Here is a 20,076-nt window from a genome sequence, read left to right as displayed (position 1 = left end):
TCTTCAGCTGCCTGGGATGCGGGTTGAGCCGGGTGTGGTCGTGACCGCCGGGTCGACGGTGGTCGTGTTTGAGGCGAAGTACACCTCGCTGTTCTCGGTCTACCCCGCCGGCGAGGCGACCGGCGGCGGGCCGCTGCACCAGCTCGCGGCCCAGTACGCCGCCCTGCGCGCGGCCACCGCCGCCAACGGCTGGCCCGACCCGGTTGTCGTCGCGGTGACCGTCGGCTCGATACCGCCCACCGCCGATCTGGAGCTGGCAGCGCGACTGTCGGTCAGCTGCGGTCTCGCTCTGCCATGGAATGCGACGGGAAGAGCAACTATCGGCCTCCTTGTCGGTCCGAACCTGGCTGTTGATAGCGGTTACACCCCTTGGCGTGACGCACCGTGTGGCGTCGGCGTGGGTGCTCCAGCCGGCGATGGCATGCGCAGCCGTCGCCTGACCGTGCCGAACCGGCGGCTTACACGATCATTTTCGTCGTGGCGCCTCGGCCTTGGCCAGCACGCGTGGGCGATCCCCGCGGAGGGGACGGCATGGACGGGCTGCCGCCGGCCGATGATCGATGATCGATGATCGATTACGCAGGCGGTGTTCTCGTCGTGCGCGACTACGGGATGGAAGACGGTGCCTTCCTGATAGCCACGTACACCTCGTGCTCCCGCAGTTCGGAAATGATGATCTCGCCAATGCCTGACGGCAGGGTCCCGATCGGCATTGGAACGCCCTCGGGAGCCCGAGCGGCCGGATTGTGTGATCGGGTGGGTATTCTGCGCTCTGTGTCTCCAGGGGGTGGGCACGCTGTGTCGCACCTGTGGCGCGCGGGGAGGGGGCGGTGCTGTGGTGGAGCTGCCTGACCTGATTGGCCCGTACCGGGTGGAGCGGCGGCTCGGAGCCGGGGGGATGGGCGAGGTGTTCCTGGCCTACTCGCGGGCTGGGTCGCCGGTGGCGGTGAAGGTGGTCCGGGCGGACCGGTTGGATCCGCATGCGCGGGAGCGGTTCGAGCGTGAGGCGCAGATCGCGCGGACGGTGATCGGGACGAACCGGGTCGCGCGGTTCCTGAACGCGGACCCGTTCGCGGACCGGCCGTGGCTGGCGATGGAGTACGTGCCGGGCCGCACCCTGCACGACCATGTGACCGAGCATGGCGTGCTGCCGGTATCGCTGGTGGCGAGCCTGGGCCTGCTGGTGGCTGAGGGGCTCGCCGCGGTGCACGCGGAAGGCCTGCTGCATCGGGACCTGAAGCCGCAGAACGTCATGCTGGGCGCAGACGGCCCGATGATCATCGACTTCGGGTTGGGTGCGATCGTTGATGCGCCGTCGGACTCGTTGTCGCAGAGCGGTGACGTGATCGGGACGGTGCGGTGTATGCCGCCGGAGCAGGCCCGTGGCCGCGGGGGAGTGACGGCGGCGGCGGACGTGTACGCGTTCGGGACGGTGCTGCTCTATGCGGCGGCTGGCCACTATCCCTATGACGGGAGCTGGTGGCAGTCGATCGCGACCAAGGTCGTCAGCCCCGATGTCGAGCCAGACCTCTCCAATCTGCCAGCCGTGCTGGTGCCGCTGCTGACGGGAATGCTCGCGCACGACCCGGCGGCGCGTCCGTCGCTGGACGAGGTCGCGGACGCGTGCGCGGCGCTGCTCGACGCGGCGAGGACGACGCCGATGGACGCCCGACTGGCACTGGTCGCCCTCACAGCGGGTGGCGCTTCGCTGACGGTCCCCGACGAGCCGGCGGTTCCGGCCTCGGCCGGCGGCGACGCGGACGACGTGGTGGACGAGGTGAGCCCACTCGATGCGCCGCCCGCCGCCGTCTCCGGACGCGGCGGCGAGGACGAGCGGGAGCCCGGCGACGGTGCCGGATCCGGTGAGGACCGTGCGGCGTCGGTCGCGCGCGCTGGCGACGGGTCAGACGGATCGCCGGTGCCGAGCCAGCGGCGTGGTCGGCCGGTGGCGGCCGGACAGCGACATCCTCGGCAGGTGGCGGAGCGGCTGCGTGCGCAGTACGCGGTCAGCACACATCTGGTGAGTTCGAGCCGGTAGCGCGGGCGGGCGGCGGGGACGTGGGCGGCGGGTTGGCGCAGGGGCGGGGAGGGACCGGGTGGGTATGAGCGTGCCGGCCGGCGCGGCGGCTAGTCACGTCTGGGCGGTGGCGGACGGCCTGGAGTTCGGTTCCGCGGCGGAGCCGGGGCAACCGGCGGACGTCGAGGCGACGGCCGGGTTCCCGCCGGGTAGCCAGGTGCTGGTCCGTGACGAGCTGTGGCTGGTGCGGAAGGTGACGGCCACACCGCGAGACGGCTGGCGGCTGGAGGTCACCGGGGTCTCGTCGTTCGTTCGTGGCCTGGAGGCGGTGTTCTACGAGTCGCTGGACGACATCCAGGTGCTCGACCCACGCGAGACGGTGCTGGTCGCCGACGACTCGGCGAACCACCGGCGGGCGCGGCTGTTTTTGGAGGCGGTGATCCGCAAGACGTTCCTGCCGCAGACCGAGCACGGCCTGGCCCTGGCCGACGGGTTCCTGATGAACCGGCAGACCTACCAGCTGCGCCCGGCCGAGATAGCCCTGTCGATGCGCAACCCGCAGCCGCGCCTGCTGGTCGCCGACGCCGTCGGGCTCGGCAAGACCCTGGAGATCGGGGTGCTGCTGGCCGAGCTGGTCCGCCGCGGCCGGGGCGAACGGATCCTGGTGGTGACGCCGAAGAGCGTGCTGGAGCAGTTCCAGCGAGAGCTGTGGACCCGGTTCGGCCTGCCGCTGGTGCGGCTCGACTCGACCGGGGTCCGGCGGGTAGAGAAGGAGATTCCGGCCGGCCGGAACCCGTTCGGCTACTTCAAGCGTGTGATCATCTCGGTGGACACGCTGAAGGACCCCGGCTATGCGCCGCACCTGGAGAACACCGACTGGGACGCCGTGGTGATCGACGAGTCCCACAACCTGATCAACCGAGGTACCCAGAACAACGACCTGGCCAGGCTGCTGGCGGGTCGGACCGACGCCCTGGTGCTGGCGTCGGCGACGCCGCACAACGGCGACGCGCGCTCGTTCGCGGAGCTGATCAGGCTGCTGGATGAGGCGGCGATCGCGAACCCCGCCGAGTACGACGTGGAAGACCTGCAGCATCTCTACATCCGGCGGACGAAGACCTCCCCGGAGGTGCGCGACGATCTCAGCGACCAGTGGGCGGACCGGCTGCCGCCAGTGACCCTCACGCTCCCGGCCAGCGCGGCCGAGGAGGCGGTGCTGGCGGAGCTGCGGACGCGGTGGCTGCCCGTCGACCCGTCCGTGTCGTCGCCCAGCTCGATGCCGCTGTTCCCGTACACCCTGCTCAAGGCCTTCCTGTCCTCGCACCACGCCCTCCTGTCGACGGTCCGCGCCCGGCTGGCCACGATCGAGGGCGGCTTCGCGCAGGTCGCCAGACGACGCGGTACCGCGGCGGTCGCCGCGCCGGAGGCGAAGACCGCGCAGGCGACGACCGCGCCGGGGGAGCTTGACGAGGCACGCAAGGCCGAACGGGACGCCCTGCTCGACCTGCGGAAGGTCGCCGAGCAGATCCGGGACGAGGACTCCGCGAAGCTGGACGGCCTGGTGAAGCGGCTGCGGGACCTGGGCGTCGCACCGGGCTCGGACGTGCGGGTGGTCGTGTTCTCCGAGAGCGTCCCGACGCTGAACTGGCTGGCACGGACCGTGCCACCGATGCTCGGCTTCGTCCCCGGCCGCCTCGACGACAAGGAGGAGAAGAAACGGCCCTGGAAGGCGTTCGGCGGCGCGGTCGAGGTCTGGCACAACGACGCGAACTCCGACGAGGAGCAGCGCATCCTGGTCGAGCGGTTCGGCCTGCGCGACGACCCGGTCAGGCTGCTGTTCACCGGCGACATCGCGTCCGAGGGCGTGAACCTGCACCAGCAGTGCCATCAGCTCATCCACTACGACCTGCCGTGGTCGCTGATCCGGATCGAGCAGCGCAACGGCCGGATCGACCGCTACGGCCAACGCCACCGGCCGCAGATCGCGGCACTGCTGCTGGTCAGTGACCGTCCCTGGCGTCCCGACCCGCACGACCCGGGCCGCCTGCGGACGTTGGATGACCGGCTGGTCGGTGAGGCGCTGCTACGCCGGGAGGAGCAGGCACACCGGATCGAGGGCTCGGCGGAGGCGGTGACGGGCCTGTTCAAGGCCGACGTCGAAGAGCAGCGGCTGATCCGGGACCTGGTCGCCGGGCGCACCGTGGAGCAGTCGCTCGCCCAATCAAAGGTCAGCAACGTTGCCTTCCTGGCGAACCTGGTCGGCCAGGTCGGCGCGGTGCCGAAGCACCCGGACGTGCCCCGCGCCCAGCGGCTGACCGTGTTCCCCGCGGTGAAGCCCAAAGGCCAGGAGAAGCCCCTCACCGCGAGCCAGCACTACTTCCAGGAGGCGCTGGGCCTGATCTGCCGGCCGAACCCGGAGGTCGAACTTTCGCTTCGCCACGACGAGGACGGCACGATCGCGTTCGAACCGACCCGGGACCTCGTCCACCGGCTCAGGGCGCTGCCGCAGTCCTACCTGTCCGAGCAGCACATCCTGCCCGACGGGCCGGAGCCTGGCCGGGTCAGGGTCACCTTCTCGCGGGAGCTGGCCGAGACCAGCCTGAGGGCGGCCCGGGAGAGCTCGGCGTCCCAGTGGCCGAAGGTGTCCTACATGACCGACATCCACCCGGTGCTCGACTGGGTGACCGACAAGGTGCTGGTCCAGGTCGGCCGTAACCAGGCGCCGGTGCTCGCTGCGCGGGTGGACGAGCCGGTGTTCCTGGTGCAGGGCATCTACTCGAACGCTCTCGGCCGGCCGACCGTCGTCGAGTGGATGGCGGTCACCGGGCTGCGGGACGTACCCCGGACGCTGCCGCTGACCCAGGAGCTTCTCGACGGCTACGGCCTCGGCCCGCAGATGCCCGGCCGTGCCGTGCCGCTCGACCTGCCCGGCCTGTGTCGCCTCGTCCCTGTGGCCGTCGACGAGGCCGAGCGGCACCTGCGCGCGGCGAAGACCCACTACGACTGGAGGATCGCGAGAGCGCTGGAGCCCTACCGGGCGCAGGTCGACCGGTGGCGGAACCGGCAGCTCGACCTTTTCGTCGCCGTGCCCACCGGCCGGACGAAGACCGAGGCGAAGATCGACCGGACCGCCGAGCGGCTCCGGACGCTGACGGACTCGCTGGAGACGTCCGGCGAGCCGATGCTGCGGGTCCTGGCCGTTCTCGAACCGCGCGACCCGCGCGTCGCCGCTGACGGGAACGGCCGGTGAGCGCGATCTTCGACGCCCTGGTCAACCGTGGCGAGTACCTGTCGGCGTACTACGTCTCCGAACAGCTCGGGGAAGATCTACGCAAGCGGGTGCTCGACGGCTGGGCGCGGCGCGAAGGCGACGAGCACGACCCCCGCAAGACGCCGCGTGAGCTGCTGCGGGGCCTGCGGGCCGGTTACCTCACCGAGGAGCGTCGCGAGTACTTCGCCGCCGCGGCCCAGCGCGCTGCCGAGGATGCCGACGACGCCGGGCAGCTGGCCGACGACCCGATGTGGGCCAAGCGCCTTGTCGAATGGCACCAGGACGTGCTGCGTGCGCTCGGCTACCCCTCGGCCCCCGCCGAGCTGGCCGTGCACCGCGCTGGCCGCGACCACACCCTGCCCGTCGCGTTCCACGGTGACGGCATCGTGGCGGTCGACTGCGGCTGGACCGCCGACCCCGGCGCGGCCATCGACCCGGATGACGTCGGAGCCCGGTTGCTGGCCCCGCTGCGGGTCAGCGGCACCGAGCGGTACGACACCGGCGCGGCGCTGGCCGGCTGGCTGTTCCAATGCGAGCTCGGCGGCGCCGGCGGGCGCAGCCCACGGTTCGTGCTGCTCCTGCACGGCGGTGTGGTCATCCTCGCCGACCGGCGTACCTGGTACGAGGGCCGCTACCTGGCCGCCAACCTCGACCTGGCGCTGGAACACAACGACCGCGCCCAGCGCGGCGAGCTGGCCACCCTGGCCGCGCTGTTCAGCCACGAGATGCTCCGGCCCGGCGACAACGACACCGCCCCGCTGCTCGACGCCCTGCTGACCGCGTCGAGCACGAACGCCGTCGGCGTCTCCAAGGAACTGCGGCACGGGCTGAAGAAGTCCGTCGAGATCCTCGCGGGCGAGGTGCTCGCCCGGATGGCCGAGCCCGACAACAACGTCACCCCGGACCAGCTGGCGAGCCCGCGCATGCCGTTCGCGCAGGAGCTGACCGGGGAGTGTCTGCGCTACCTGTACCGGATAATCTTCCTGCTCTTCGCCGAAGCCCGCCCCGAGCTGGGCATCGTGCGTGCCGACGACCCGAGCTACGAGGCCGGCTACTCGATGGCGCGGCTGCGCGAGCTGGCGGCCCGCGACCAGGAGCTCGTCGACCCCGAGGCAGCGAACGGCTTTCATCTGTACCTGTCCCTGGAGCTGCTGTTCGACAAGGTCAACCAGGGCCACCGGGTCTACGGGACCGAGCCTGACGACGACGCGCCCGGCGACGACGAGTTCACCCGCGAGGAGAAGGCCGCCCGCCGGAGCAAGGACCAGGGACTGCGTTTCGAGGCGCTGCGCAGCGACCTGTTCGAGCCGGCCGCCATCCGGCTCATCCGCGGCGACGTGCCGCACCCCGACGAGCACGAAGGGCGGCGCCTCGACCTGCGGCCCCGCAACGCCGCCCTGCACGAGGTGCTCCGGCTGCTGACCATGAAGGAGTCCACCGGCGCCCGCCGCGACGGCCAGGACCAGCAGGACCGGGCCGGCGGCGGCCGACGACGGGAGCGGGGCGGGTTCATCTCGTACCGCAACCTCGGCATCAACCAGCTCGGCGCCGTCTACGAGGGCCTGATCTCCTACACCGGCACCATCGCCGGCGAGCAGCTCAACGAGGTCCGCAAGAGCGGCAAGGGCGAACAGGGCACCTGGCTGATCCCGTCCCGCCGCCAGGACAAGTACCCCGCCTCCGCCCTCGTGGAATACGGCGAATACGACCGCCGCCGCGGCAGGCGCGGGCCGGTGGTCCACGAACCCGGGACGTTCGCCTACCGGCTTTCCGGCCGCGACCGGGAGACCAGCGCCTCCTACTACACCCCCGAGTCGCTGACAAAGGTCGCCGTCGAGCTGGCGCTCAGGCACCGCCTCGACCAGGAACGCGACGCCGACGGCAACACCATCCGCACCCGAGCCTCCGAGCTGCTCAGACTCACGGTCTGCGAGCCGGCGCTCGGCTCGGGCGCCTTCCTCAACGAGGCGATCAACCAGATCGCTGAGGAGTACCTGCGCCGCCGCCAGGAGGAGGCCGGCGAGTCGATCCCCGCCGCCGACCTGCTGACCGAGAAGCAACGGGCCAAGGCCTACGTCGCGCTGCACAGCTCCTACGGCGTCGACCTCAGACAGGGCAGCATCGAGCTGGCCGAGGTATCGCTCTGGCTGAACACCATGCACCCCGGCATGCAGGCTCCCTGGTTCGGCCTGCACCTGCGCCGCGGCAACTCCCTGATCGGCGCCCGCCGCGCCGTCTACTCCGCCGCCGACGTCACCTCCCCGGCCAAGGCCTGGCTGAAGGCCAGGGGCGCCCTCGGCCCCACACCGCTGCCCTTCGAGCCCAGCGCCCACCCACAGCTGTTCCCCGCCGACGCCGTGCACCAGTTCCTCCTGCCCAGCCCCGGCTGGGCCGCCATCACCAGCGGGAAGGAAGCCAAGGAGGCCAGGCCGCTCGCCGGCGGCCAGGTCGAACGGCTCACCGCCTGGAAGAAGGGAGTCCTCCAGCGCCCCAAGCGCAGCGAGGCCCACCTGAACAAGGACGGGACACCCAAGCGCAACCCCGGCGGTCAGCCCAAGCCGGAGACGGTGTCCCAGTTCACCCGGCTGCGTGACGCCGCGCGCCGCGCCGAGTTCCTCTGGGCTCTCGTGGTCAAGCGGATGGAGATCTCCGAACGGGAGATCTCCCGCCGGATCGACCTGTGGGGCGCCAACCCGGACGACCCCGAATACGCCTTCCTGCGCGTCCCCCAGCACGCCGTGCCCAAGGAGAAGGTGCTCGAGGACCTGTTCCTCGCCGCCGACACCCCGTACTGGCGGCTGAAGAAGGTGATGGACGCCTGGTGCGCCCTGTGGTTCTGGCCGCTCGACCAGGTCGACCTCCTCGACGGCGCCGCCCCCGACTACCACCGTCTGGACGTCGGCGTCGAAAGCCTGGACCGGATTCTCACCGCGGCCGTCCCCGCACCGCTTCAGCCCCAGCACGAGGAACTGACACTGTTTGCCTTCCAGGCTGACGACGCGGGGCCCGACGAGCCGGAATGGCGGCTCGCCGGAGACCCTGCGGCGACGGTGCTGGTGGCTGAGGACGCCGGTGCAGACCCCACAGCGACGACCTACGCCGGGACATTCGCTGATGTCTCGGTGTACGTCGAGAAGCCGACGGCGGCCGAGTCATCGGTGAAGGCGACAGCCGGCGGCTCCCGCAAGCCGAGACGCCCTGCGCGCCGCCGCGTGGTGCCGCTGAAGGACCTCGACGACTGGCTCGACTTCCTCGAAGCCATGCTCGGCACCGCCGACATCCCGGACCACACACTCATCGACGCGTTCCAGACCCTGGACGAGCTCAAGCAGTACGAGGCCCTCCTGCCGGGCTTCATGGGTATGGACCAGGGCGACCCCGAGGACCGCTTCCCCTGGCTCCACGTCGTCCAGGACATCGCCACCCGCGAAGGTTTCCTGCACTGGGAGCTGGACTTCGCCTACGTCTTCGCGCGCGACGGCGGCTTCGGCCTCCAGGTCGGCAACCCACCGTGGTACCGGCCGCACTGGGATGAGAACGGGGTCCTCGCAGAGTTCGAGCCGTGGTTCGAGATCCAGGAGAAGCCTTCCGAGAGCGAACGGGCGAGGCGCCGCAAGGAACTACTCGGCCAGGCTAAGGCACGGAGGAACTTCCTCGACGAGGTCACGAATATCGCCGCCCAAGTCGCCTACTTCAGTTCATCCCAGGCCTACCCCCTACTGACCGGTACCCAGCCCGATCTGTACCGCACCTTCATGTGCCAGGTCTGGGCCCACGCTGCACCAGACGGAATGATCGGGATGCTCCACCCGAGCACGCACTTCACGGGGGATGCTGAAGGGTCGCTCCGTGAGGAGGTGTATCATCGGCTACGCATCCACGGCGACTTTGTCAACGCCGGACGCTTCTTCCCACCACCGATCGGACACTCGTCTCACTTCGGGATCCACATCTACGGCCCACGCCAAGAGATCAAATTTGATCACCTCTCCTGGCTAGTCTCGGCTGATGCGCTTCGTCTGTCGAAGGACCACGACGGATCCGACGAAGTCCCCGGCGTGCGCTATCGCAACGCCGAGTACGACGAGCGACCGCACCGGTCCAGAGTCGTCCAAGTAACACCGGATGCCCTGCGGGTTTGGCGGCGCCTCCTAGACGAGGGGCCGGTGCCCCTTCAGCAGGCACGGCTGATGTTCCCGGTGAGCACCGCAGAGGCGGAAGCCATCGCCGCGCTGAGTGCCTACCCGCTCCGACTCGGTGCCTTCGCGCCACCAATCGCTTCTGGATTCCACGAGTCCGGAGCGAAGGACGCGGGGTTGATTGACTACAGCCGCGCATCAAGGGCGGGCATTGCGTCTCGGCCTGCTGCCTGGGATGATGTGATTCTCAAGGGCATCCAGTTGGGCACCGCGAACCCAGTGTTCAAGCGCCACGACGCGAACAGCAACGACCCAAACGGCCTAGATCTTGTCAGCCTCCCTGTCGATTTCGTGCCTGACACCCCGTACCTGGCGGTCGAGGCCAATTGGGCTGAGTACGAAGCTGCCCGCGACAGGGAACGGTGGGTCGACCACAAAGTGCTGGAGCAACTGCGAGCAGAAGAGGAGCTGGTCGCCCGAATCCGGGAGGAGATTTCGCTGACGCTCGACGTGCCAGATTCCGAGCTCGATTCGGCGGTCGAGGCGAGGCTCGTCGAAGCGGCGCGACGTCCGTATACCAACTTCTACCGGCTGGCCTGGCGTCGTCAAGTCGCGCCCGACACGGAACGCGCGTTGTACGCGGCCCTCATCCCGCCAGCGGTGACGCATGTCGATGCCGTCCATAGTCTGGCAATGCCCAGTAAGTTCCTAACCTCGCTTGTTGCTGGCTTCTGGTCATCGCTCCCCCTAGACTACTTTCTGCGTGTCACCGGTCGAAGTGACCTTCGGGTTGCTAGCGCCAAAGCGATGCCGGCGCCGGACCGGGAGCATCCGTTGGCAGCAGCGTTGTTGCTGCGAACGCTACGGCTGAACTGCCTCACGACAGCCTATGCCGATCTTTGGGCACAGCTGTACGACCCAACGTGGAGCACGGCCGAGGGATGGGCATGCGAGTGGTTCGGCCTGCCAGACTTGCGGGAGGTGACGCCGGACTGGAGACCGGAGACACCGTTGCGGACGGAACGGGCACGCCGCTCGGCGCTGGTCGAGATCGACGCGCTGGTCGCGGTGTGGCTGGGTATGGGCGCGGACGCCCTGATCGCCGCCTACAAGGGCCGATTCCCGGTGCTGCAGAAGTACGAGGCGGTGACGTGGTTCGACGCCGACGGGTGGAAGCTCGCGGGTATCGCTCGGACGCACGGGCAGCGACAGTCGAAGGACAGCTGGGCGCAGCTCGAGAAGTTCCGCATCGCGGAAGATCCTAAGGACGTGCCCGTGGGCTACACGCCGCCGTTCTACAAGGCGGACCGGGAGGCGGAGATGCGCGCGGCGCACGCCGTCTTCCAGAAGCGGTTGGATGACGCGGTCGCGCGGGGTGAGTGGGATCCGGTGCGTCGGGAGGTGCCGGGGCGGTGAGGCCGACGCTGGAGGCGCGTGGGCTGAAGGAGAGCCTGCTGCAGTACCTGTCGACCACCTACGCACTGGCCGACGAGGGTGCCCGGGAGGCGCTGCGCCGGTTCCTGGGTGATGAGACGTCGGGCATGTTCCGTGGTCCGTTCCTGCGGATCCGTACGCCGTTCACGCTGGCCGACGGGGGCTGGGAGCGGCACCTGGAGTGGCGCCGGGAGGGCTGGACGCCGTACGCGCACCAGGCGGCGGCGTTCGAGAGGCTGTCGTCGGCGAACGGCCATGTGCCGCAGCCGACGCTGGTGACGACGGGTACCGGGTCGGGCAAGACGGAGTCGTTCCTGTACCCGGTGCTCGACCACTGCCGCCGGGAGCGCGCCGTGGGCAAGACCGGCGTGAAGGCGGTCTTCCTGTACCCGATGAACGCGCTGGCGACCGACCAGGCGGACCGGCTCAACGAGCTGCTGATCGGCAGCGACCTGGAGCTGCACCAGCTCAGCGCCGGCCTCTACATCGGGGACCGGGCGGCAGTGACCTACGACCGGGTGCGCACCCGCCGGTCGGACATGCAGCTCTCGCCGCCGGACATCCTGATCACGAACTACAAGATGCTCGACCTGCTGCTCCAGCGTTCGGACGATGTCGGTCTGTGGGCGGGCGCGGACATCCGCTACGTGGTCGTGGACGAGTTCCACACCTACGACGGCGCGCAGGGCACCGACGTGGCGATGCTGCTGCGCCGGCTGGCGGCGGTGGTCGGTGCGTCCGAGCCGGGCCGGCCGCTGGGCGCGATCTGCCCGGTGGCGACCTCGGCGACGCTGTCGTCGGCCGGCGAGGCGGACGAGGCGGGCGAGGCGGCCGAGGCCCGCCTGCGTGACCTGCTGGACGTGGCCGGTGCGGTGTTCGGCACCGAGTTCACCGCGGATGCGGTGATCCGTGAGCGCCGCCTGTCGGTGGACGAGTTCCTCCCGCTGGACTCGATCGAGGCGCTCCTGCCGCTGCCGACGCCAGATGAGCTGCTCGCTCTGCCGGACCCGGGGCTGAGCCCTGAGCCGCCGCTCGACCTGATCGCGGCAGTGACGGGGGAGCGGGACGCCGACCCGTTCCGGCTCGCGGAGCGGCTGCGGGTTCACCTGTTCACCCGGGCGGTGATGCTGGCGTTGGACGGCCGGGTGAAGACCGGCCCGGAGGTCCTGGACCTGATGTGGCGGGCGGGGGCGTCGGGCTGGTCGGAGGCGATCGTGCGCCGGCCGGAGAAGGCCGCCGAGGCGCTGGCCCGGTTCGTGGCGTTGTTGTCCTATGCCCGTGACCCGGCGTCGGCCGGGCAGCAGCGGCCGCGGCCGTTCGTGCATGTCGAGGTGCATCAGTGGGCCCGGTCGGTGAGCCGGCTGCTGCGCGGGGTGCTGCCGTCGCCGCGGGCGGAGTTCCGGTGGGACGTCGCCGGGTCGACGGAGCTGGTGCCGGCCGACGGCGGCCGGGTGGCGCCGGCGGCGACGACGACGGCGGGGCAGGCCGCGAACCTGTTCCTGCCGGCGGTGTACTGCCGGGTGTGCGGCCGGTCGGGCTGGGCGGTGTTCTCGCCGGAGAGCGACGACGAGGCGGTCGAGTTCGACGGTCTCAAGATCCGCCGGGCGGCGGTGGGGCCGGACAAGCTGCGCGTACGCAACCTGATAGCGGCCACCGACGAGGAAGCCCGCGAGTGGGCGGCGGCCCTTGCGCAGGCGCCGCGCCGCGGTTCGGCCGCTACACCTGGGGCTGGCGGGGTGCTGATGGTGCTGGACTCGGTACGCCAGAAGCTGCGTCTGCCTAGCCTCGCCGAGGACTTCGACCCGCAGACGCAGTCGCCACAGCTGTCGGTACGCGACTCGGCGTTCGTGCTGGTCCGGCTGGGCCAGACCGCGAACACGGCGGCCCGGGAGGACTGGTGCCCGGCCTGCGGTGAGCACAACGCGATCCGGTTTTTGGGTACCGGGCCGGCGGCGCTCGCCGCGGCGGCGATCACGCAGCTGTTCACGGCCGGCGAGCTGGACAAGGCCGCCGGCGAGGCCAAGACGCTGATGTTCAACGACTCGGTGCAGGACGCGGCGCACCGGGCCGGGTTCGTCGCGAACCGGTCGTTCACGTTCTCGCTGCGCGCGCTGCTGGCGAGCCAACTGTCCTCCGAGCGGCCGACGGCGCTCAACGACCTGATCGCCGATGTCATCGTCGCGGTGGACGAGGCGCCGGCGGAGGCGAAGGTGCTCTCGGCGGTGGTACCGCCGGATCTGCATGGCCTGCGCGGCGTCGAGCGGCTGCTGTCGGGTGAACGCGGCGACCGGGCCACGTGGGAGCTGATCGGCCAGCGTCTCGCCTTCGACACGCTGATGGAGTTCGGCTTCCGGTCCCGCAACGGGCGCACCCTGGAGCTGACCCGCACGGCCGCGGCGCACGTCCACCTCGCCGATCCGGCCGCGGCCGCCGCCCTGGTGCGGAAGGTCCACCTGGAGGTGGGCCGGCCCACCCTGCCCGTGGACGAGAAGGACGACGCGCGCTATCTGGCGTTCGTCCGGGTGTTCCTGGAGCGGCTGCGGACCCGGGGCGCGCTCGCGCACCGCTGGCTGGCCGGCTACCTCGACGAGGCCGGCACGAACCGCTACCAGGTGTGGGGCGGCCGGCCGCTGGGGATGCGGGCGTTCCCGCGCGGGGTCGCGGCACCGCTGTTCCTGCTGGCCAGGCCGAAGGCCGGCACCGAGTTCGACGTCGCCGGCGGCCGGCTGTCCTGGTACGAGCGGTGGGCCGGTCGCTGCCTGGGGCTGTCCCGGGAGCAGGCGCCGGAGCTGTGGGAGGCGCTGCTGCCGGCGATGGTCGGTGCCGGGCTGCTGGCCGTGCACACGCCGCATGACACCTCGGCGCGGGTGTACGGCCTGTCGCCGGGGATCGTCGAGGCCGAGCTGCTGACCGACGACGAGGTCCGCACCGCGTTCGTCCGCTGCCCGGTCTGCTTCTGGGAGCAGACGGTGCACCCGTCACTGCTTGATCAGTGGCGTGGCCAGCCCTGCCCGTCCTACCGCTGCGGCAACGAGAAGCTGGTGGCTGGCGACGAGCCGGACCGGCTCGGACGCCATCACCGTGACCGCGACTACACCCAGGACTACTACCGGCGGCTCTACCGCACCGCCGGCCCCTACCACGTGATCACCGCCGAGCACACCGGGATGCTCACCCGGCAGCAGCGGGAGAAGGTGGAGAACGGGTTCAAGTACGGCACCGGGTTCAAGGACCCGAACGTGCTGTCGTGCACCCCGACGCTGGAGCTGGGCATCGACATTGGGGACCTGTCGGCGGTGGTGCTGGCGGCGCTGCCGCGCCGGCCGGCGAACTACGCGCAGCAGGTCGGCCGGGCGGGCCGGCTGACCGGCAACGCGTTCCTGCTCACCATCCTGGACCGGCAGCGACGCGACCTGTACTTCCTGGACCAGCCGCGGGATCTGATCGCCGGGCCGATCGTGCCGCCCGGCTGCTACCTGTCGGCGGTGGAGATCCTGCGCCGCCAGTACCTGGCGCACCTGCTCGACCTGGCCGCCGCCGGCCGGCTTGCACGGCCCGACGGGGTGGGGCTGCGGGCGCTGCCGCGGTGGGCGCCGGCGCTGTTCGGCCCGTCGGGCTACCTCGTCGACCTGGTTCAGACCGCGCTCGCCTCGGGAGCCGAGCTGGCCGACGGGTTCCTCGCGCTGTTCCCGTCCGGGATCAGCGACCAGGTCCAGGACGAGCTGCGCGTCTACGCGACCGGCGGGCTCGCCGGCGCGGTGGAACGCGCCGAGCGGCAGTGGCGCAAGACCGAGGAGGGGCTGCGTGCCCGGCTGCGGGCGATCGACGACGCCCACGGCGAGCTGCATGACTCCGACCCGGAGCAGGCGCTGCAGAAGGCCGAGCTGGACGCCGAGCGGCGCGGCGTCGGCCGCCGGCTGATGGAGCTCGGCGAGACGACGGCGCAAAGCGCGCTGTGCGACCTGGGCCTGCTGCCGAACTACGCCCTCGGCGGCGCGGCGACCACCCTGTCGGCCACCCTGTACGGGCAGGAAGGCATCGACCCGAGGACCGGAGGACCGCGGATCACCTCGAACACGGTGACCTACGAGCGGCCCCGCCGGCTGGCGCTGTCGGAGCTGGCGCCGGGCAACACGTTCTACGTCAACGGCTACCGGCATGAGGTCACCGGCCTGGAGATCACGACCGACGGGCGTCGCGACTGGTACAGCTGGCGGTTCTGCCCCGAATGCGGCTACGTGCGCACCGAGGACGCCGCCGAGGACCGCTCGCCGTGCCCGCGCTGCCAGTCGGTGCACATCGCCGACGACGGGTCCTGCCTGTTCCAGGTCGTCGAGCCGGACACGGTCACCGCCCGCGACAAGCGGGAGGACGCCCGGATCAGCGACGACCGGGACGAGCGTGACCGGCGCTTCTACACGGAGGTCGACGCCGTCGACTTCCCGCTGGACGCGATCGAGCCCGGCTCCTGGCGACACACCCGCCACACCTTCGGCGTCGACTACTGCCGTACGGCGCTGATCCGGCGGATCAACGTCGGCCCGCAGCGGTTCGACACCCCGCCCCGTGACCACTTCGCCGGCCATCAGGTCCGGATGGCGCCGTTCCACGTGTGCACCGGCTGCGGCGCGGCCACCGCCGACGGCCAGCCGGTGTTCGACCACCACGTCGACGCGCTCACCTCGTCCGCCGCGCGCAACCCGGCACTCAAGCACCACCGTCCCTGGTGCCCGCTGCGGCGCGGGAAGCGCGACAGCGGGGTCACCCAGGAGCCGGTCCTGCTCGCGCACCAGCTGCGCACCGAGGCGGTGCGAATCCTGCTGCCCGCGGCCTCCGCGGACGTCGACGAACGGGTCCAGTCCCTGCGCGCCGCGCTGCGGATGGGGGTCGACCTGCACTTCCGCGGCGACCCGCAGCACCTCGCGACGACCGTCGCCTCGATGCCCGACACCGACACCGGCGAGCGGCGCTGGTTCCTGGTGCTGTTCGACTCCCTGCCCGGCGGCACCGGCTACCTCGACCGGCTGACCAGCCCCGACGCGATGCGCGACACCCTGCACGCCGCCTACGACGAGCTACGGGACTGCCCGTGCGCCGAGGAACAACGCCGCGCCTGCCACCGCTGCCTGCTGCGCTACACCCCCGAGCGCCACCAGGACCTCGTCTCCCGCCAGACGGCGATCGCCATGCTCGAGGCGCTGCTGTTCGACGACGACGGCCAGGACGGCTGGACGGTCGACGACGTCGCGCACACCGGCGCCATCGGCCTGGACCGGCAGGTCGAGTCCGACCTGGAAGCACGCTTCCTCGCCACCCTGCGGACCTGGGCTCGCGGCACCGACGACGTCGCCCTCGACGAGGACGGCCACGCCAGCGGCCACCTGCGGTTCACCACGAGCACGGACCTCGTCCACTGGCGCCTGACCGCCCAGCAGCCGCTGAAGGGAACCCGCCCCGACTTCACGTTCACCCGGGTCGACGGCCCCAGCCAGCGGGTCCACGTCTATCTCGACGGCTTCCGCTTCCACGCCACCCGCGAACATGACCACATCGACAGGGACGCCAGGACCCGCACCCAACTGCGAGCCCACGGCGACGTCGTCTTCGGGATCACCTGGGACGACCTCAACCTGTTCGGCGGCCATCCCGGCGAGCCGGTCTGGCCGCCCTACGGCAGCAACGCCCAGGAGACCGCGAAGGCGACCTTCGAGCAGTTCGGCGGGCAGCGCGCCCAGTTTGCGCCCGCTGTGTTCACGAACCCGGTCAGCAGCCTGTTCGCCTTCCTGCGGGACCCGGAGCGGACCCAGTGGAACCGCCTGGCCGGCGCCCTGGCCGCGGGCCTGCTCCCGGCCGCGGGCACTGAGCAGGTAATCAGCACCGGCCGACCCCGTGCCGTCGCGGCGGCGCTGCGCGGCGAGCTGGCCAGGCTCGCCGGCGCCGGTGAGACGCCGGCGGTCGAGCGCCCCGGACCGCCCGGGCACCTGCTCGTCTTCCGGGCCCGGGACGACAACGCACTGCCGATCATTGTCACGCTCGACGCCTCGGAACCGGAGGCGCCGCGCTGGTCCGCGCTCGTGGTCCTCGACGACAGCGAGGCCGCCCTGGCCGAGGACGGCCATCGGCGGCGCTGGCGTGCCTGGCTGTACTGGACCAACCTCACCCAGTTCCTCCCCGTGGGCGGTGGCGATGCCGTTCAGCTCGCCACCAGCCGCGCCGCCGACTACCCGGTCGACGTCCTAGCCGTCTGCGGCGGCTCTGGTGAGCTCGACTCACTGGCCGGCGCGCCCACATCGCCCGCGCCCCCGACCCCCGCGGTCCCCGCGCAGGCCACCTCAGGGGACGCCGCGGAGGGACCACTGGGCGAGGCCTGGACCGAGCAGATCCTGGACCAGCTGACCGAGGACGATGACCCGGCGCTCGTTCAGCTCGCGCACGTCCTGGCCCGCGACGACCTGCCCGTCCCGGAGTTTCCCTTCGAACTGGGCACCAGCCGCTGGCAGGCCGACTTCGGCTGGGACGGCCTGAACCGGGTCGCCGTCGTCGCCCCCCACGAGCCGGGCGACGACGAGGGCGAGCGACGCGACGCCGCCTACCTCGCCGCCGGATGGACCATCCGCACCGCCGCGGACTGGCTCAGGCACCTCGACGAGCTGCGAACGCTCCTCAGCCCCGACCCGGAAGGCGCCGCCCGATGAAGGCCCGGCTCAGCCTCTACCGCAAGGCCGAAGAGGAGCTGTACAAGCTCGACAGCAGGATCAAGGCCCGGTTCCTCGACTTCTGCCACGACTTCCGGCGCGACCCCAGCCTGCCCGGCCTCGACCTGAAACCCCTCAAGGGCGACCGGCGGATCTACCGCGCCAAGGTCAACGCCGACTTCCGCGCGCTGCTCACCCCCACCGGTGTCGCACCGGACGGCACCCAGAGTTGGCTCCTGATCGCCATCCGCGATCGTAAGGACGTCTACGAGCAGCTCCAGGTCGCGGTCAACCGCATCACCGGCGAGATCGAGTTCGTCGACCTGTCCATCGTCGGCGACAGCGCCCTGCGCCGCGCCGGCATCACCCTCACCCCGGTCAACGAGCCCGACAGCCCCGCCAACCAGCCGGCCGCACAGGCCACAACTCCGCACACACCCGCGCCGGCGCGCGACCCCAGCCCGCCCTCACCCAATGTGACGGCCGAACCGCTGCTCGCCGCCTACAACGCGGCACAACTGCTCGACCTCGGCGTCGCCGAGCCACTCATCCAGGTCGCGCTCGCCGTCACCACCGACGCCGAGCTCGACTCGCTGGTCGCCGGCGCGCCTCTGCTGTCCAAGGACGTCCTCTACGCGCTGGCCGCCGGCATGACCCTCGACGAGGTCCGCGCCGAGATCACCGCCCCGGTCCAACTCGACGAGCAGCCCGACCTCGACGACCTTGTCACCGCGGCGGAACGTACCAAGCCCACCGCCGTCGACGACGCCGTCCAGCTCGCCCTCGACGAAGGCGACTTCCGCGCCTGGAAGGTCTTCCTCCACCCCACGCAGAGACGCATCGCCTACGCCAACTACCGCGGCCCCGCCCGGGTCTCCGGCGGCCCCGGCACCGGCAAGACCATCGTCGCCCTCCACCGGGTCAAGCACCTCGTCGAGCAGCTACCACCAGGCACCGACAAGCCGATCCTGCTGACCACCTACACGACGAACCTGGCCACCGACCTGCGCCTGCGCCTGGCCTCGCTCCTGGACCGGCCGTCCGACGTCGTCCGCGTCGATGTCACTCACATCGACCAGCTCGCCGCCCGCGTCCTCGGCGAGAACACCTCCGGCCAGCACCGCAAGCAGCGCACCAGCGACCAGACCGCGCGCACCGAGCTTCGCCAGCTCCTCGCCGAGCAGGGCGAAACCCACTGGGACGCCCAGTTCCTGTTCGACGAATGGGAACAGGTCATCCTCGGCCAGTCCCTCACCACCCGCGCCGAGTACTTCCGGGCCCGCCGTGCCGGCCGGGGCAAGGCCCTCACCCGCGCCGATCGCAGTCGGGCCTGGAAACTCATCGAGCAGCTCACTGCCCGCCTTGACAAGCTCGGCGTGGAGACCTGGGGCCAGGCCGCCGAACGCGCCGCCCGCTACGAGACCGACCGCGCCCGCCGCATCGCCAACCGCGACACCGACCCCGGCGGCCTCGACGACAGCTCCGGCCGGCACACCCTCACCTACCGCTACCGGCACGTCGTCGTCGACGAGGCCCAGGACCTGCGTGCCGCCCACTGGAAAATGCTGCGCGCGATGGTCGACCCCACCGCACCCAACGACGTCTTCATCGCCGGCGACACCCACCAGCGCATCTACGACCATCAGGTCACGCTCGGCCCGCTTGGCATCAACATCCGCGGCCGCTCCGCCCGCCTCACCCTCAGCTACCGCACCACCCACCAAATCCTCGACTGGGCCCTCGGCATCATCGACACCTCCCACACCACCTACGACGACCTCGACGACGGCGCCGACACCCTCAGCGGCTACCGCTCCGTCCTGCGCGGCCGCAATCCCGACGTCGAGGGCTACCCGACCTTCGAGACAGAGCTCAAACACCTCGCCGACCGCCTCAAGACCTGGCGGGCCGCCATAGCGAACCCGAGCAACGGCCGCCCGTCGGCCAAAGTCCCCGCACCGTTGACCAGCGGCCCGACCACCGACGCGCAGGGCACCTCGCCCGGTCGCCTGGCCGCGAGCGGGGATGGCGCTCCAGACGCTGGCCCAACCACAACCGGGGGGACGGCCAGCGAGCAGGCCGCCCGCCGCGTCACCGTCGACCCGACCGGCCGGATCGCCGTCTGTGTCGCCGACCGCGACCTCGTCACCCGCACCATTGACTACCTGACGGCGGCCGGCCTCAGCTGTGCCGAACTCACCAAGGACGGCCCCCGGGGCGACGGCGAGATCCACGTCGGCACCATGCACCGTTTCAAAGGCCTCGAATACCAGAGCCTGGCCATCATCGCCGCGACCGCCGGCATCATCCCCCGGGCCGCCATCCACCATTACGCCGCCGCCGACCCCGACCGCTACATCCAGGAACTTCGCAGGTCCCGTTCCCTGCTCTTCGTAGCCGCTACCCGAGCGCGCGACACCCTAGCCGTCACCTGGCACGGCCCCCGAAGCCCTTTGTTGCCTTCCGAATATGGGGACGCTGCGTGATCTTCTACGAGCTGCGGATCCCTCCAGCTTGACA

6 protein-coding genes are annotated in these 20,076 nt (G+C 71.0%); all 6 read left to right on the top strand.

What is annotated here, in order from left to right; genetic code table 11:
* Positions 1 to 16 precede the first annotated feature (16 nt).
* A complete protein-coding gene (locus QOZ89_RS33520; RefSeq protein ID WP_312627772.1) occupies positions 17 to 571 on the top strand; it encodes a hypothetical protein in 555 nt (184 codons plus the stop codon).
* A gap of 267 nt (positions 572 to 838) precedes the next feature.
* Entirely contained in the window at positions 839 to 2,038 is a 1,200-nt protein-coding gene (locus tag QOZ89_RS33515; protein ID WP_312627770.1) for a serine/threonine-protein kinase, read from the top strand.
* Between the two features lie 64 nt (positions 2,039 to 2,102).
* The gene (locus tag QOZ89_RS33510; protein WP_312627768.1) at positions 2,103 to 5,267 is read left to right on the top strand and encodes an SNF2-related protein; all 3,165 of its coding nucleotides are present in this window, start codon (positions 2,103 to 2,105) and stop codon (positions 5,265 to 5,267) included.
* Entirely contained in the window at positions 5,264 to 10,843 is a 5,580-nt protein-coding gene (locus QOZ89_RS33505) for a hypothetical protein (RefSeq protein WP_312627766.1), read from the top strand. Before QOZ89_RS33510 ends, QOZ89_RS33505 begins: the two co-directional genes overlap by 4 nt.
* Positions 10,840 to 17,556 (top strand): DEAD/DEAH box helicase, encoded by a 6,717-nt coding sequence (locus QOZ89_RS33500; protein ID WP_312627764.1) that lies wholly within the window; start codon positions 10,840 to 10,842, stop codon positions 17,554 to 17,556. Before QOZ89_RS33505 ends, QOZ89_RS33500 begins: the two co-directional genes overlap by 4 nt.
* Entirely contained in the window at positions 17,553 to 20,042 is a 2,490-nt protein-coding gene (locus QOZ89_RS33495; RefSeq protein WP_312627762.1) for a UvrD-helicase domain-containing protein, read from the top strand. The genes QOZ89_RS33500 and QOZ89_RS33495 overlap by 4 nt, the downstream gene beginning before the upstream one ends.
* Positions 20,043 to 20,076: the final 34 nt, after the last annotated feature.

This window comes from Pseudofrankia coriaricola, from assembly GCF_032027725.1.
Taxonomy (GTDB): Bacteria; Actinomycetota; Actinomycetes; order Frankiales; family Frankiaceae; genus Pseudofrankia.
This window is presented reverse-complemented; position numbering and strand designations above follow the sequence as displayed.